This window comes from Mycobacterium sp. HM-7 (assembly GCF_053852335.1).
In genome coordinates this window covers 5,725,874-5,739,308 of record NZ_CM132657.1, presented here as the reverse complement: position 1 = coordinate 5,739,308, position 13,435 = coordinate 5,725,874, and the positions used below count along the sequence as shown (strand labels likewise).

General features: G+C 66.8%; 14 protein-coding genes and 1 tRNA gene. 4 read left to right on the top strand and 11 right to left on the bottom strand.

What is annotated here, in order from left to right:
* The first annotated feature begins 397 nt into the window (after positions 1–397).
* The gene (locus ACWW1C_RS27615) at positions 398–1,825 is read left to right on the top strand and encodes a hypothetical protein (protein WP_455981216.1); all 1,428 of its coding nucleotides are present in this window, start codon (positions 398–400) and stop codon (positions 1,823–1,825) included.
* A gap of 100 nt (positions 1,826–1,925) precedes the next feature.
* Here the strand turns inward: ACWW1C_RS27615 and ACWW1C_RS27610 are convergent, their stop codons facing one another.
* From ACWW1C_RS27610 to ACWW1C_RS27585, 6 genes are all read right to left on the bottom strand, one after another.
* The gene (locus ACWW1C_RS27610) at positions 1,926–2,558 is read right to left on the bottom strand and encodes a hypothetical protein (RefSeq protein WP_455981215.1); all 633 of its coding nucleotides are present in this window, start codon (positions 2,556–2,558) and stop codon (positions 1,926–1,928) included.
* 174 nt (positions 2,559–2,732) lie between these two features.
* On the bottom strand, positions 2,733–3,563 hold the full coding sequence (gene wzm, locus ACWW1C_RS27605) for a galactan export ABC transporter permease subunit Wzm/RfbD (protein ID WP_455981214.1): 831 nt from the start codon (positions 3,561–3,563) through the stop codon (positions 2,733–2,735).
* Positions 3,560–4,498 (bottom strand): galactofuranosyltransferase GlfT1, encoded by a 939-nt coding sequence (gene glfT1, locus ACWW1C_RS27600; RefSeq protein ID WP_455984466.1) that lies wholly within the window; start codon positions 4,496–4,498, stop codon positions 3,560–3,562. Before glfT1 ends, wzm begins: the two co-directional genes overlap by 4 nt.
* 5 nt (positions 4,499–4,503) lie before the next feature.
* On the bottom strand, positions 4,504–5,307 hold the full coding sequence (gene wzt, locus ACWW1C_RS27595) for a galactan export ABC transporter ATP-binding subunit Wzt/RfbE (RefSeq protein WP_455981213.1): 804 nt from the start codon (positions 5,305–5,307) through the stop codon (positions 4,504–4,506).
* Between the two features lie 3 nt (positions 5,308–5,310).
* Positions 5,311–5,832 (bottom strand): bacterial proteasome activator family protein, encoded by a 522-nt coding sequence (locus tag ACWW1C_RS27590; RefSeq protein ID WP_455981212.1) that lies wholly within the window; start codon positions 5,830–5,832, stop codon positions 5,311–5,313.
* 13 nt (positions 5,833–5,845) lie between these two features.
* The gene (locus ACWW1C_RS27585; RefSeq protein ID WP_455984465.1) at positions 5,846–7,765 is read right to left on the bottom strand and encodes a DUF6541 family protein; all 1,920 of its coding nucleotides are present in this window, start codon (positions 7,763–7,765) and stop codon (positions 5,846–5,848) included.
* Positions 7,766–7,914: 149 nt separating this feature from the next.
* On the opposite strand from ACWW1C_RS27585, the gene ACWW1C_RS27580 reads away from it, so the two are divergent.
* Positions 7,915–9,111, top strand: a complete 1,197-nt coding sequence (locus ACWW1C_RS27580; RefSeq protein WP_455981211.1) for a cysteine desulfurase-like protein — start codon at positions 7,915–7,917, stop codon at positions 9,109–9,111.
* Here the strand turns inward: ACWW1C_RS27580 and ACWW1C_RS27575 are convergent, their stop codons facing one another.
* The gene (locus tag ACWW1C_RS27575) at positions 9,112–9,510 is read right to left on the bottom strand and encodes an acyl-CoA thioesterase (RefSeq protein ID WP_455981210.1); all 399 of its coding nucleotides are present in this window, start codon (positions 9,508–9,510) and stop codon (positions 9,112–9,114) included.
* Positions 9,511–9,665: 155 nt separating this feature from the next.
* Positions 9,666–10,637 (bottom strand): NAD(P)H-quinone oxidoreductase, encoded by a 972-nt coding sequence (locus ACWW1C_RS27570; RefSeq protein WP_455981209.1) that lies wholly within the window; start codon positions 10,635–10,637, stop codon positions 9,666–9,668.
* Between the two features lie 64 nt (positions 10,638–10,701).
* Between ACWW1C_RS27570 and ACWW1C_RS27565 the strand changes: the two genes are divergently transcribed.
* Positions 10,702–10,788 (top strand) — tRNA-Ser (locus tag ACWW1C_RS27565).
* Positions 10,789–10,792: 4 nt separating this feature from the next.
* On the opposite strand, the gene ACWW1C_RS27560 is transcribed toward ACWW1C_RS27565, so the two are convergent.
* The 3 genes from ACWW1C_RS27560 to ACWW1C_RS27550 all read right to left on the bottom strand — a co-directional run bounded on the left by ACWW1C_RS27560 (position 10,793) and on the right by ACWW1C_RS27550 (position 12,803).
* Positions 10,793–11,413 carry a hypothetical protein gene (locus tag ACWW1C_RS27560; RefSeq protein ID WP_455981208.1) on the bottom strand — a complete coding sequence of 207 codons (621 nt, stop codon included), beginning with the start codon at positions 11,411–11,413 and terminating at the stop codon, positions 10,793–10,795.
* Positions 11,414–11,501: 88 nt separating this feature from the next.
* On the bottom strand, positions 11,502–12,275 hold the full coding sequence (locus ACWW1C_RS27555; RefSeq protein ID WP_455981207.1) for a hypothetical protein: 774 nt from the start codon (positions 12,273–12,275) through the stop codon (positions 11,502–11,504).
* A 15-nt stretch (positions 12,276–12,290) separates the two neighbouring features.
* Complete coding sequence (locus ACWW1C_RS27550) at positions 12,291–12,803, bottom strand: OsmC family protein (protein WP_455981206.1); 513 nt, start codon at positions 12,801–12,803, stop codon at positions 12,291–12,293.
* Positions 12,804–12,883: 80 nt separating this feature from the next.
* Here ACWW1C_RS27550 and ACWW1C_RS27545 point away from each other — a divergent pair, with 80 nt between their 5' ends.
* Positions 12,884–13,372, top strand: a complete 489-nt coding sequence (locus ACWW1C_RS27545; protein ID WP_455981205.1) for a PPOX class F420-dependent oxidoreductase — start codon at positions 12,884–12,886, stop codon at positions 13,370–13,372.
* Positions 13,373–13,435 lie beyond the last annotated feature (63 nt).

The window sequence follows — 13,435 nt, the reverse complement described above, 5'->3', positions numbered from 1 at the left end:
TCTTGTCCCGGCCCGGCGGTGCTGCCGTGGCCGGAAACGCGCGTCACGCGGATCGTGGGCGCGGATCGCCACCTTGGCGGAGCGGGCGAATCGGGCCACCGTCGAGCACCGCGCACGACCAGTAGCTTGTGCAATATTGCCAAATGGTAGCAATTGGTCGCGGACCGATGAACGGACCGAAATATCTGACGAATAAGTCAATTATGACTGCGTCTAACACTCTTGCTTGCGAGGTCTCACGAGTTTGACCAGCTAAAAATCTACCAGCGGGTAGGGGTTGTGCTGGGTAGATCCGGAAAAATGAAACATGTTCCATCTGCCGATTCCTGTGAACTCGTTGGCAATATCGATTTATGGTGCTGTGGTCAATATCACATCCACCCTCGGGGGAAGCACCATGCAAATTGCTGTCCGCTCCAGTCTCACGACCGGCGTTGCGCTGATGGGAGCCGGCGTCATCGCCCTGTCTCCGGTCACGCACCAGCCGATGCCGGATCTGCACCTACCGGCGATCCATGCCGGCGCGGTCCAGCTCACGGCGCAGGTGAACCCGATCACTCAGTGGGGGCAGATAATCACCGAGGCTCTGCAGAACACGAAAGGTCTCGTCACCGAGGTGATCGCGGACCCGGCCCCCGTCCTCGGTCAGGTGGTGCGGAACCAGATCGCCAGTGCAGTCACCGTCGGCGGGTCTGTGCGGGACTACCTGGTCGCGGTCGGCCAGCAATTGGCCACGACGCCGGAATCCCTGCAGCAGGCATTCCAGCAGCTCGCTGCCGGGCATGTCGCTGACGCGGTCCAGACGCTGTACAGCGCGGTGCTGACGCCCTTCGTTCTGCCGATCCTGACCACCAGCATCCTGCCCGACGTTCAAGCCGCGTTCCGTAAGCCGGTGCAGAACATGCTGAACGTGATCGACACAGCCATCACCTCGCCGAGTGGCGCGGGTTGGGTTCTGGCTGCCGGATTCCCGCTACTTGCGGTGATGAGTGACGTCGTGACGGCCACCGGCGACGGACTACAGAACATCGTCAACGGGCTCAGCGCGAAGAATCTGGCTGCTGTCGTGAACGCGATCGTGACGATGCCGGGGGCCATCACCGGCGCCGTGCTCAACGGGTACAACGGCGACGGGGCGGGCATCCTCGGGCCGAACGGCATCGTGCAAGGGCTGCGAAATGCGTTGGGCATCATCGCAACCGCGATCAAGCCGGTGACTCCGCCGCCCGTGGCCGCAGCGAGCGTCCCGTCGTCGGCGTCGACGATGGTCGCCTTGTCGACGGCAACACCCACGGCCAAGGCGGCTGCGGAGACGAAGCCGCTCGCGGCGGTCTCGTCCGTGTCGGCGGAGAAGACGGCGTCCGATAAGACCGGAGCCGGCAAGACCGCCGCGGTGGCGGAGAGCGGCGCGGCAACGGCCGCCGCTGGTACCGATGACGACGCTGCCTCGGTGGCCAAGCCTGCAGCCGTGACGGACCACGCCGGGTCACCGGCTTCCGCGGCTGACGACGCCGATGGCGCGTCTGCTGCGAGCGCACCCGCGGCGAAGCCGGATCGCCCGACGCCGGGCGCGAAACCGTCGAGCAGCGACGCTGGCGGTGCCGGGGCGTCGACCGCGGGCGGTGCCAAGGGTTCCGATGATGCGTCGACGACGTCGACTCGCAAGGCCACTACGAAGCCCAAGCGGGACAGCGCGAAGGCCAAGGGCGGGGACAGTGCCGCGTCTGACTCAGGCGGCAGCAGCGGTCGTTCGCATGATTCGGCAGGCAAGTCGCGGAGTGCGGGTAAGGGCAGTCACCGTGCCGCCAAGACCGGCGGTGAGTGAGCGCCAGGTGGTGTTCTGAAGCTGGGCGCAGCCGGATGCCCAGACCTGCTGGTTGCTCGGGATCGGCCCGTACACCGACCGATCCCGAGCGTCGCAGCGATCAAGCAGTGGTGTCGAAAGCGTCCCGGATGCTCTCGCGGGTGGTGGTGATCTGGGCTTCGACCGCTTCGCGGGCCGAGGTGGCGGTGGTGCGCAGCTCGCTCCACTCGCGGCCGGCAACCTCACGGACGTCGTCGGCACCCTGCGCGGCGGTGCCGGCGACAGTGAACAGTCCGTCCACGGCGGTGGCGGTCAGGGCGCCCTGGGCCCGCACCAGCGAGCCGGCCACGTGGGAGGCGCCGGCGATGATGGCGTTGGGGCCCACCGCATTACGGCCGACGTACTCGCCGACGGCGCTACGGATGTCGCGACCCGATTCGGCCAGCACGTCCTGAACGGCGGAACCGGTCTCGCTCACGGCGTCCGGCAGGGTGGCGCCGTCACGGATGGACGAGATCACCTTGGCCGGCGACTCGACGACGGCTTCGGTGGCGGCGGAGGTCGCGCTGACCAGCTGACGGGTGAGGCTGTGGCCGGCGTCGAGCTGACGCTCCAGCACACCGCTCAGCACCTCGCGGATGGCGAGGCCGGTGTTGGCCTGCTCTTCGGCGGCATCAGCGGTCTCGACGAGCTGGGCCTCGATGACCTGCCCGTTTGCGGTGTCGTTGGTGGTGGGGGTTTCGGTGATGGTCATGATTGCTCCTGGGAACGCGGAAAGCCGGTCGCCGCAATTGAACTCCGCGCCGCCGAACCTGAGGTGACAGTGAGGTGACCGGCCGGATCCCCGGAGGCAACGAGCTAAGCCCGGAACGGTGACCTGAGCGACAGTCCGCCTGGCGTGGCGACGCCGCGACGAGTTCGAGACCGTCTACACCCAGTACGGCACGCGGGCTCTGTACTGCCGCATCGCGATGGCGGCGACGACCCAGCCCAACACGGTCAGCGTGATCACCACGACCCAGTGCCGCAGTTCCTGCGGCTCACCCAGCAACGGCGCACGGACGATGTCCACGTAGTGCAGAAGTGGGTTCAGCTCAATGATTTTCGCCCACGTGCCCGCGCCTTGGAGGCGCAGCGTCTGGTCATTCCAGATGATCGGGGTGATGTAGAACAACAGCTGCACCAGGCTGGCCAGCAGCGGGCTGATGTCCCGGTACCGGGTGGCCAGGATGCCGAAACACAGTGCGACCCAGACGCAGTTGGCCACGATCAGCGCCAGCGCCGGGATCACCGACAGATCCGCCCAGGACCACGGCTTGGGGAAGATGATCGCGATGACGACGAAGATGATGATGTTGTGTGCGAACAACAGCACTTGACGCCAGACCAACCGGTAGACGTGCACCGACAGTGGCGTCGGAAGTTGTTTGATGAGGCCCTCATTGGCGATGAACACGTCGGCGCCTTCGAGGATCGACGCGTTGATCAGGTTCCAGATGATCAGCCCCAGCGTCACGTACGGCAGGTGCTCGGCCAGCGGGAGATGGAACAGCTGGGAGTACAGGCCACCCAGCGCCACGGCCATGGTGCCGGTGGCGATGGTGATCCAGATGGGGCCGAGCACGGAGCGCCGGTAGCGCTGCTTGATGTCCTGCCAGCCCAGGTGCAACCAGAGTTCGCGCTTACTGAACCCGGTCACCAGGTCAGCCCAGGCGCGGCGCAGTGTCTTGGACTGCGCGGCCGCGTCGGTGAACGTCATCGCTGTCCTCCTGTGTGTGGTCCGCCCGAAGCGGGCCTGCTGAACTTCTCGTCACGTCCCAAGCGGCGCAGTCGCATCCACTCGCGGAATCCCGCCGGATCGCGCTTGGTGATCAGGAAGTACCACCCGAACCGCACCCACTCCTGCGGCACGAGCTTGCGCATACCCGGCTGGGACTGCAGATAGCCGCGGTTGCGGTAGGTGAAGTAGCGCTTGGTGGCGTCGTCGGGATACTGCGTGTGCATGCGACCGCCGAGGATCGGCTTGAACTCGTCGGACCCCTGCGGATGCAGATACACCGCATTCAGGCAGGTGCCGAACGGCAGGCCGGAACGGACCAGTCTGCGGTGCACCTCGACCTCGTCACCCCGCACGAACAGCCGGATGTCCGGTACGCCAACAGCTTCCAGTGTCGACGCCCGGAACAGTGCGCCGTTGAACAACGATGCGATGCCGGGCAACAAATCGGCGCCCGCGGCGGCCTCGGATCCGGCGTCCACCTGCAACTCTGAGACATACCGCCGCCACGCCAACCCGCGGCGCAATGGAAAGGCCAGCCGGGCCGGCTCATTCAGATCGCACACCATGGGCGACACCTCGGCCAGGTTGTGGCTGGCCGCACAGTCCAGCAGCGTCGCGAGCACCGAGGCATCGGCCGGACGTCCGTCGTCGTCGGCCAGCCACACCCATTCGGCACCCAGAGCCAGCGCGTGCAGGATGCCGAGTGCGAAACCGCCTGCGCCGCCGAGGTTCCGGGCCGAGCCGAGGTATGTGGTCGCGACCGGCTGGGACTCCACGAGGCCACGTACCGCTGGATCGTTGTCGTTGTCGACGACGATCACGTGATCGGGCAGCCGCGTCTGAGAGCACACCACGGCAAGGGATTTCGCCAACAACTCCGGTCGCCGGTGCGTGACGATCACCGCGCACAACATGTCGGTCACGCCTGGCGCTCGCGCTCGTTCTCTTCGAGCACCTCGCGCACGTGCCGTGCCGCATCGTCGCCCTCGTAGGCGCGGACGACGTCCTCGATGCCGCCGGTCATGCGGATGGTCCCGTGATCGACCCACATTGCGGTCTGGCACAGCCGGGCCAGGAATTCGTTGGAATGGCTTGCGAACACCAGGATTCCGGAGCGTTCCACCAGGGCTTGCAACCGGGTGCGGGCCTTCTTCAGGAACTCCGCGTCCACCGCGCCGATGCCCTCGTCGAGCAGCAGGATTTCGGGGTCGATGCTGGTGACCACGCCCATCGCGAGCCGGACGCGCATACCCGTGGAATAGGTGCGCAGCGGCATCGACAAGTACTCGCCGAGCTCGGTGAAGTCGGCGATCTCGTCGACCTTGGCCAGCATCTGTTTGCGGGTCTGCCCGAGGAACAGGCCGCGGATGATGATGTTCTCGAAGCCGGAGATCTCGGGGTCCATGCCGACACCCAGGTCGAAGACCGGCGCCACCCGGCCGCGGACGGTCGCCGAGCCGCGCGTCGGTTCGTAGATGCCCGACAGCAGACGCAGGAGCGTCGACTTGCCGGCGCCGTTGTGGCCGACCAGTCCCACCCGGTCTCCCATGTTCAGCGACATGGTGATGTCCCGAAGTGCTTCGATCACAACGACATTCGACTCATTGCGGTTGATCCCGCCGCCGGCCTTGCCGAGGAAGGCCTTCTTCAGCGAGCGGGACTTCGCGTCGAAGATCGGGAATTCGACCCACGCGTTCTGCGTGGAGATGTGCGGTTCCGTCACGGTCTACAGGTACTGGCCGGTGCCGGACTGGAAGGGGCCGCGACCGCCGTCGACGCCGGGTGGGAGGGCGCCCTGGCGCATCTGCTCGAGCTGTGCGCGGGCTGCCATCTGCTGGGCGAACAAGGCCGTCTGAATGCCGTGGAACAGGCCTTCGAGCCAGCCGACCAGCTGCGCCTGCGCGATGCGCAGCTCGGCGGCCGACGGCACCTTGTCCTCGGAGAACGGCAGCGACAGTCGCTCCAGCTCCTCGGTGAGCTCCGGGGCCAGGCCGTCTTCGAGTTCCTGGATGCTCGACCGGTGGATGTCGCGCAGGCGGTTCCGGCTGGCTTCGTCCAGCGGCGCGGAGCGCACCTCTTCCAGCAGCTGCTTGATCATCGTGCCGATCCGCATGACCTTGGCCGGCTGCTCGACCAGGTCGGTCAGCGATTTGCCTTCGTCGCCCTGTTCGGGGTCGTCCCCGCCCAATGCCAGGTCCCCGCCGATGACCTCGATGTTGTCGTCGTCGTCTTCTGGTTTCAGCGTCATGGCTGCAGTGTTCCTATCTGTTCGCCGGTGCGGCGTCGCCGCGCCACTCGTAGATGCGGGACCGCCCGTTGTCGTAGATCTTCGCCCACGACTTCGACTTATCCAGCGACACTAGTCCGTCGGGCATGACGAACCCTTTGACGATGGTCGAGCTGGTGATCACGTACCGAATGTTCAGTGCACGGACCGCCTCCGCGACCCGCCGGTCGGTGTCGGCGTCGTCGGCGTAGGCCCAGAAGATGAAACGGTGGTAGCCCGGTCCCTGCTGCTGCGGATAGTCGTAGTGGGTCCACAGTGGGTGCAGCCCGGCGACCGCGTACATCCATGACGTGCCGTCGGTGTTCGCGTTGCCGACCAAGGTGTCCTTGGCGCCGGGCAGCGTCGCGAGGTAGGCGAGGGCCTCGAGATTCTTGTCGTTGACCATGATCTGGTCGTACTTCTGGCCGATCAGGTAGCGGTGCCGGGGGAAGTAGTGCCAGGCCAGACCCACTGTCGAGAGCAGCAACGCCGCTGTGGTGGTTATTGCCCAGAACCGCTCGGTCCGGGGCGCCCGCTTCCGCAGCCAGTCGACGGCGAACGTGATGATGGCGAACAACCCGACCCCGGCGAACGGGGTGATCAGCAGGGTCACCACGGCGGACAGCCGCCGCGGGTCGCTGTAGTAGAGGTCGGCGTACGGTCCGATGAGCGCGCCGAGCGGGCCGCCGAACGGCGCGCCCGAATGCACGATCGCGACCATCATCAGTGCCCAGACCGCGGCCGGCCACCAGACCCGCTTGATCAGCAGGAGCACGCCGCCGATGCCGCCGAGTGCGATCAGGATGTTCTGGATCGGGTAGTCGTTGAGGTGGCGCGTGTGCTGGACGATCGCGTTGAACAGCACCCGAAGTCGGCTTTGATGGGTGACGAAGGCGTGCCCGACGATGATGTCCGCCTGCGCCAGCACGCCGATGAACTGCGGCAGCAGCAGGACCAGTGACGGCACCGCGACGGCGACCAGGCTCACGAAGTCGGCGAGCCGGCCGCGTACGGGATGCCAGAGGGTGTCGCACAGCCACCAGGCGCCGACGAAAGTGACGACGACGACGCCGCCCGTGATGTGGGTGGAGAACACGCCGATCAGCGCGATGACGGCGAGCGGGATCCGGTCGCGGTGCCGCAGGCACGACATGATCAGCACCGTCGTCGGTCCGGCGAGGCCGTAGGCCACCAGGTTGGGGACGGCGGCGACGTCGAACTCGACATAGGGCAGGGCGGTGAACGACGCCGCCAGTGCGGCCGCCGCGGCAGCCGCCCCGGCGCTCCACCGTTGGCACTTGTGCGGCCGAACCATGGCCCAGGTCAGGGTTGCCGCGCTGACGGGGAACAGCCAGGTCGACGCTGCCAGCGAGTGCAGGGTGTACGCCGTCGTCGGGGCGGCGCCGGTCAGTTGGCAGAAGACGGCGGCAAGGGCATGGAACGTCGATGGGTAGTACAGCAGGGCGTGCGTCTCGACATTGCGAAGCTCGCCCATGTGCATCGGCGAGGCCTGACCGACGTCGAGAATCCAGCGGATGGTGTTGGCGTGCCAGACGGAGTCCCAGGTGCTCGGAATGGATTGCCAATGCGGCATGCCGAGGATTGCTGAAATTGCAATAGCCGTCGCGCCGACGACGATGCCGCCGGCCACGAACAGGGCGGGCCCGCGGGTGATCGCGAGTCCTTCCGCGGCGGTGTCCCGGTAGCGCCGCAAGGCACGACGAAGCGCGGCCACCACTGCAACCACGATGACGAACGACAGCAACGCCGTCCAGCCGTTCCATGGCACGCCGACGGCGCCGAGTGGAACGACGGCCAGAGCTACGATGCCGTAGGTCACTGCGGGGCCGACTGCCACGGCAACGGGCCAGGTTAGCTGTGCTACGCGGGCGGTGATTGCTCCAGGGATCACCATGGTCAACAGGGCGACAAGGACGCCGGAGGCCAAGCTCACTGCACTAGTATGGCTGTTCGGGTCGCCCGACTTTCGCCGGTGTGTGCAGCGGGCGCGCCCCCGGATAAATTTTGGCTGGTAAGCCCAAATTGCTCGAAGGTTGGCATGGCATGGCATATGACGTCGCCCGGGTGCGCGGTTTGCATCCGTCACTGGGCGGCGGCTGGGTGCACTTCGATGCGCCGACCGGCATGTTGCTGCCGGACTCGGTAGCGACCACCGTTTCGACCGCGTTCCGCGGCTCCATGTCGTCGGCAGCCGGCCCGCACCCGGCGGCCCAGCGCAGCGCCGCGGTCCTGACGGCCGCGCGGCAGGCGGTCGCCGATCTCGTCGGTGGCGACCCGCGCGGCGTGGTGTTCGGCGCCGACCGTGCCGTCCTGCTGAACTCGCTGGCCGAGGCGTCGGCGTCGCGGTCAGGACTGGGCTACGAAGTGGTCGTCACCCGCCTGGACGACGAGGCCAACATCGCCCCATGGCTGCGGGCCGCCAATCGCTATGGCGCCAAGGTGAAGTGGGCCGAGGTCGACATCGAGACCGGCGAACTGCCCAGCTGGCAGTGGGAGACGCTCATCACCCGGCCGACCCGGTTGATCGCGATCACGTCGGCGTCGTCGAAGCTCGGCACCGTCACCGATCTGCGGCCGGTGACCAAGATGGCCCGGGAGAACGGTGGCATGGTCGTGGTCGACCACTCGGTGGCCGCGCCTTACCGCCTGCTGGACATCAATGACGTCGACGCCGACGTGGTGGCGCTGAACGCGATCGCGTGGGGTGGCCCGCCGATCGGTGCGCTGGTGTTCCGCGACCCGGCGATGATCGACGCCTTGACGACGGTTTCGCTCGATCCGAACGCCACGGGCGCCGCGCGTCTGGAAGTGGGTGCGCACCAGTTCGGATTGCTCGGTGGCGTCGTCGCCAGCATCGAATACCTGGCCAACCTCGACGACGCGGCCACCGGCTCCCGCCGCGAACGGCTCGCGCGCTCCATGCAGTCGGCCGAGGCTTACCTCGGCCGGGTGTTCGGGTATCTGCGTAACTCGCTGCGGTCGCTGCCGTTGGTCATGGTGCTCGGCGCACCCGAGGCTGCCATCCCGGTGCTGAGCTTCGCGGTCCAGGGCGTGCCCGCCGACCGCGTGATCAGCCGGCTCGCCGACAACGGTGTACTGGCCGTGTCGGACGGCAACTCCCGGGTGCTGGAGGCCATCGGCGTCAACGACATCGGCGGCGCCGTGACGGTCGGCCTCGGGCACTACACGACGACGGCCGAAGTCGATCAGCTAGTCCGGGCTCTGGCCTCGCTCGGTTAGTTACCTGTAGTCGAGCGCGTCGAGCAGCAACTGCGGCGGCTCGACCTTGCCGGAGCCGTCTGTCGCGATGCAGACGTACACCGTCCGCGCGGTGACGATGGGCTGGGTGGAATCGCCTGCGTGGATGAGGAATTCGACCGTGAACGAGGTTCGGCCCCGGGCGGGAACGGTGACGTCGACGTGAATCTGGTTGCCCCACTTCAGGGAACCCGACCAGTCGAGTTCGGTGTGGACCACCTGGGTGTCCACTCCCGCGTCGACGATGTCGTGCCACGACGCGGTTTGGGCGATGAACGCGCCGAAAGCCTCGTCCATGTAGGCCAGATACCACATGTTGAAGACCACGCCCTGTTGGTCGACCTCGAGATAGCGGACGGGCGCGGTGTAGGTGAACGTCACCGGGTCAAACTATCTGCCTGGATGATTCTGCGTTCACGGCGTTGCGCTTTGCGGGTTCTGCGCCGTACTCGTGGAGTCGATGCAAGCGTCACGCGAGCCTAACCTGGTGGCGAAAAATCAGCCTCGAAACCGCCCTGTGGTCAGGCTGGCGGAGACTAATCCTGTACTCGCAGAAGCACTTTGCCGGAAACGGCGCCCGCCTGCAGAAGTTGATGGGCCGCCGCCGCCTGCTCGACGGGCAGCTCGGCACCGATGATGGGGCGCACCCGGCCGTCGGCGATCATCGGCCAAACATGCTGCGCCAGTTCGGCAATGATCGCCGCTTTGCCCGACGGCCCGTCAACGGGGCGCGAGCGCAGCGCCGTGCCGATGACGCCGGCCCGCTTGCCCAGGAGCTTGGCGATGTTCAGTTCGCCCTTGACTCCGCCCTGCATCCCGATGATCACCACGCGGCCGTCGGACGCGAGCGCATCGATGTTCCGGTCCAGGTATGAGGCGCCCATGATGTCGAAGATGACGTCCGCGCCGCCCACCTCCGTCATCCGCTCGACGAAGTCCTCGTCGCGGTAGTTGACCAGGATGTCGGCGCCCAACTCGCGGCAGAGCTCCAGCTTTTCCAGTGACGCCGTGACCGCGACGCGGGCGCCCATCGCGTGGGCGACCTGGATCGCGTGCGTGCCGATGCCGCTCGCTCCACCGTGCAGCAGCACCAGCTGGCCGGACCGCAGGCCGGCGGTCATCACCAGGTTGGACCACACGGTGGCCGCGACCTCCGGCAGACCGGCCGCATGGTGCAGGCCGACACTCGAGGGGATCGGCATGACCTGGGCAGCGGGCACGGCCACCTTCTCGGCGTAACCACCACCTGCCAGCAGCGCGCACACCTGGTCACCGACAGCCCAGTTCTCGACGCCCGCGCCGACCTCGGCGATGATGCCCGAAACCTCCAGTCCCAGGATGTCGCTCGCGCCCGGCGGCGGGGGATAAAGACCGGCGGCTTGCAGCAGGTCGGCCCGATTCACTCCGGCCGCGGTGACGTCGATGATGACCTCACCCTCCCCGGCCGTCACGTCCGGTACCTCGGACCATGCTAGTTGACCTGGGGATTCGACGACGATGGCGCGCATAGCCGCAACGCTACACACGGACCCGGCACCCTCGCGCGGGGCTGGACCCCTTAGGCTGGTCGGCGGTGGCGTGGCAGAGCGGCCTAATGCACTCGCCTTGAAAGCGAGAGTTGGTTAAACCCAACCGGGGGTTCAAATCCCTCCGCCACCGCAGTTCAGCACCAGCAGCCGCCGAAGGACGAGGTGTGCTCGTCGGTCTCGATCGAATCCTCACGCACCACGGCGCTGCCGCCGCGCGGATCGAAGTGCAGCACCGAACTCACCGGGTCGTGCCGGATCCACACGGCCACCGACAGCGGATGCCCCTGGCCGATCAGGTAGGAGGCCAGCTGGATGTCGCCGGGCTTCCCGAGGCCGTGGACGTCGGACACCGCCGCGCGTATCCGCGGTCCCGACAGATCCTCCGCGGTGAACGCGGTCTCGCCCGCGTGCAGGTCGGAGATCGAGTCCATGTCGTCGACCTTGCCGTCGCGGATCCAGTACAGGTGGAGCTGGCCGTCAGCGGCGACGGCCTCGACCGAGATCAGGTTGGCGGTCACGTCCACTCGCCGCATCAGCAGGTGGCCGAGCTGCGCGCGCACCACGTCCAATTCCGAGTCCAGCCGCTGCGCGGAGAACAGGTCCTCGTGCCCGACGCCGCCGAACGCGCGCATGATGCGGCCCGGAATGTCGCCCACGACCCCTACCACCGCGGTGACCGCCACGACGATCGAGACGACGATGACGGCGACGTACTTCGCCCGGTGGTTCGTTCGTGGTGCATCGGGGGTGCCCATGGTCCGATGTTTCCACAGCGCCGTGAGCCGTTTCCAGTCGTTCGGCTTGTTTCGCGGAACATGTTGACCGACAACAATGTTCGGATACCTAATCCGCCCGCAGTACCTCGAGCATCCCCGGCCGCAGCAGATCGGCGATTCGGTCCCAAGGCACCGTTACCGGCACATAGTCACCCAGGGCGTGGGCCACAGGGACGTACACCTGCAACCCGCTGGGCGTCGGCAGCCAGTTGACATCGATATCGTCCCCCGACAGCCACTGCTCATTCAGGCGGCCGCTGGTATCCAGTTGCGGCAGCAGCATTCGCAACCGGGCCAACGCGGCGGCAGGAGCCTGGTAGAGGTCGTTGACGGTAACCGGCGTTGCGGTGCGGGTCGCGATCACCACCGTGCCCAGGCTTTGATTGGGGTGCGCGGCGCCCTTGCCGTACCAGAGCAGCACAATGCGTCCGGCCACGACTCCGGAGCCGATTCTGGTTACGCCGCTGCGGAATCCGCCCGGAAGCTCGCCGTCGCTCACGCTCGTGTCGTCGGATGGTTGAGGCATGCCGGCCCGGGATGCCTGCATGGCAGCGTTGAATCGCGCGGTGACGGCCGGGTCGCCACCCGCCAACTGGGGAACCGTCACCGACGTCCCTGGCGGTGAGCCGGGAAGGGTTATCGACGTGATCGTGTAGCCGTGGGTCTCGGCGGCTGGGGGCGCGCCCTTGGCGGCACTCGTGGTCGTTGTGGTGCTTGTCGTCGTTGTGATGCTTGCGGTCGTCGTGGTCGGCTTTGGAGGGGCCGGCGTGCAACCAGCGAGGGTGGCAACGGTCAGGGCCGCTGCCGCGATCAGGCTCGGCGCGGGCGTCATCGACGGCATGACGCAAATCTAGGGTCAATCAGTGATCAGCTGGGTACTTACTGGCGTCGTCCCGGTCGTCAGATCCAGCACCGGGCAGTGCACATCAACCGCTGCTTGCAGTTCTCGGTACCGCTCATCGGTGTCCGGGCCGGAGACGTTGACGGTCACCCGGATCTCCTGGAAGCCGGGGCGGACGTTGTCGTCGAGGCCGAAGAAGCCGCGTACGTCCAGATCGCCTTCGGCGGAGGCGCTGAGGGAGTCGATCTGGATGCCGAGGCGCTCGGCCCAGAAGCGGTAGGTCACCACCTGGCACGACAGCAGTGACGCCAGGTAGTACTCCACCGGGTTGGGTGCGGTGTGCTGCCCGCCGAGCGCGGGTGGCTCGTCGACGTGCACCCGGTACTTGCCGAGCGTGATTTCACTGCCGACGCTGCCCTCCGGTTCAGCGGAGGCCTTGAACACCACGGCGGCCGCGGCGGGATTCTCGGCGACCGCCGCCCGGGTGGCATCGGTGATCGCGTTGAGAGAAGTCACGGAAGCAGTCACGTCGGCGACCTTATTTGCGTCCGCGTCGGGGTTCGACCGTTGTGCCCATGATGATTTCAATTTTCGGGTTTACTTCGGCCATGACTGCGAACAGCCTTGCTGCGGCCATGGGGCGGTTGATGTTTCGAGGCATGGACAAGTTGCGCCACCGAGAGGCCTTCGACATCGGGGAGCCGACGGGCTCGGATTTCACGGGCTTCGAGCGAGCGCGGCAGATCGTCATGGTGACGTTCAAGCGTTCGGGTGAGGCGATGCCCAGCCCGATCAATCATGGTGTCGCCGACGGGAAGTTGTACGTCCGCACCGACGCATCGACAGGGAAAGTCAAACGGGTGCGCAACAACTCACGGGTGGTTGTGGTGCCGTGCAACCTCCGGGGCCGGCCGAAGGGGCGGCCGGTCGCGGGTATCGCGCGGATCCTGCCCGAGGCGGAGCATGCCCGTGCCGACGCCGCGATCGCGGCGAACTGGTCGCCGGCCATGAAGATGTTCGAGAAGACCCTCGAGAAGAGCAGCTCCGCGTTCGACATTCCGATGGCTTACATCGAGATCAGCCCGTGCGGGTCCTGAGATTCATCTGGAGCGGGGTACCGGCGTTCGACCCGTCTGACGTGGCGCTCAGTGGGAGCCGAT

Bases quoted from the DNA above. Each gene is read 5' to 3' on its own strand.
- ACWW1C_RS27590 (WP_455981212.1), bottom strand. From the start codon at position 5,832: ATGACGCTGAAACCAGAAGACGACGACGACAACATCGAGGTCATCGGC.
- ACWW1C_RS27560 (WP_455981208.1), bottom strand. From the start codon at position 11,413: ATGGGCACCCCCGATGCACCACGAACGAACCACCGGGCGAAGTACGTC.
- glfT1 (WP_455984466.1), bottom strand. From the start codon at position 4,498: ATGTTGTGCGCGGTGATCGTCACGCACCGGCGACCGGAGTTGTTGGCG.
- ACWW1C_RS27610 (WP_455981215.1), bottom strand. From the start codon at position 2,558: ATGACCATCACCGAAACCCCCACCACCAACGACACCGCAAACGGGCAG.
- ACWW1C_RS27580 (WP_455981211.1), top strand. From the start codon at position 7,915: ATGGCATATGACGTCGCCCGGGTGCGCGGTTTGCATCCGTCACTGGGC.
- wzm (WP_455981214.1), bottom strand. From the start codon at position 3,563: ATGACGTTCACCGACGCGGCCGCGCAGTCCAAGACACTGCGCCGCGCC.
- ACWW1C_RS27545 (WP_455981205.1), top strand. From the start codon at position 12,884: ATGACTGCGAACAGCCTTGCTGCGGCCATGGGGCGGTTGATGTTTCGA.
- ACWW1C_RS27555 (WP_455981207.1), bottom strand. From the start codon at position 12,275: ATGCCGTCGATGACGCCCGCGCCGAGCCTGATCGCGGCAGCGGCCCTG.
- ACWW1C_RS27615 (WP_455981216.1), top strand. From the start codon at position 398: ATGCAAATTGCTGTCCGCTCCAGTCTCACGACCGGCGTTGCGCTGATG.
- ACWW1C_RS27585 (WP_455984465.1), bottom strand. From the start codon at position 7,765: ATGGTGATCCCTGGAGCAATCACCGCCCGCGTAGCACAGCTAACCTGG.
- ACWW1C_RS27570 (WP_455981209.1), bottom strand. From the start codon at position 10,637: ATGCGCGCCATCGTCGTCGAATCCCCAGGTCAACTAGCATGGTCCGAG.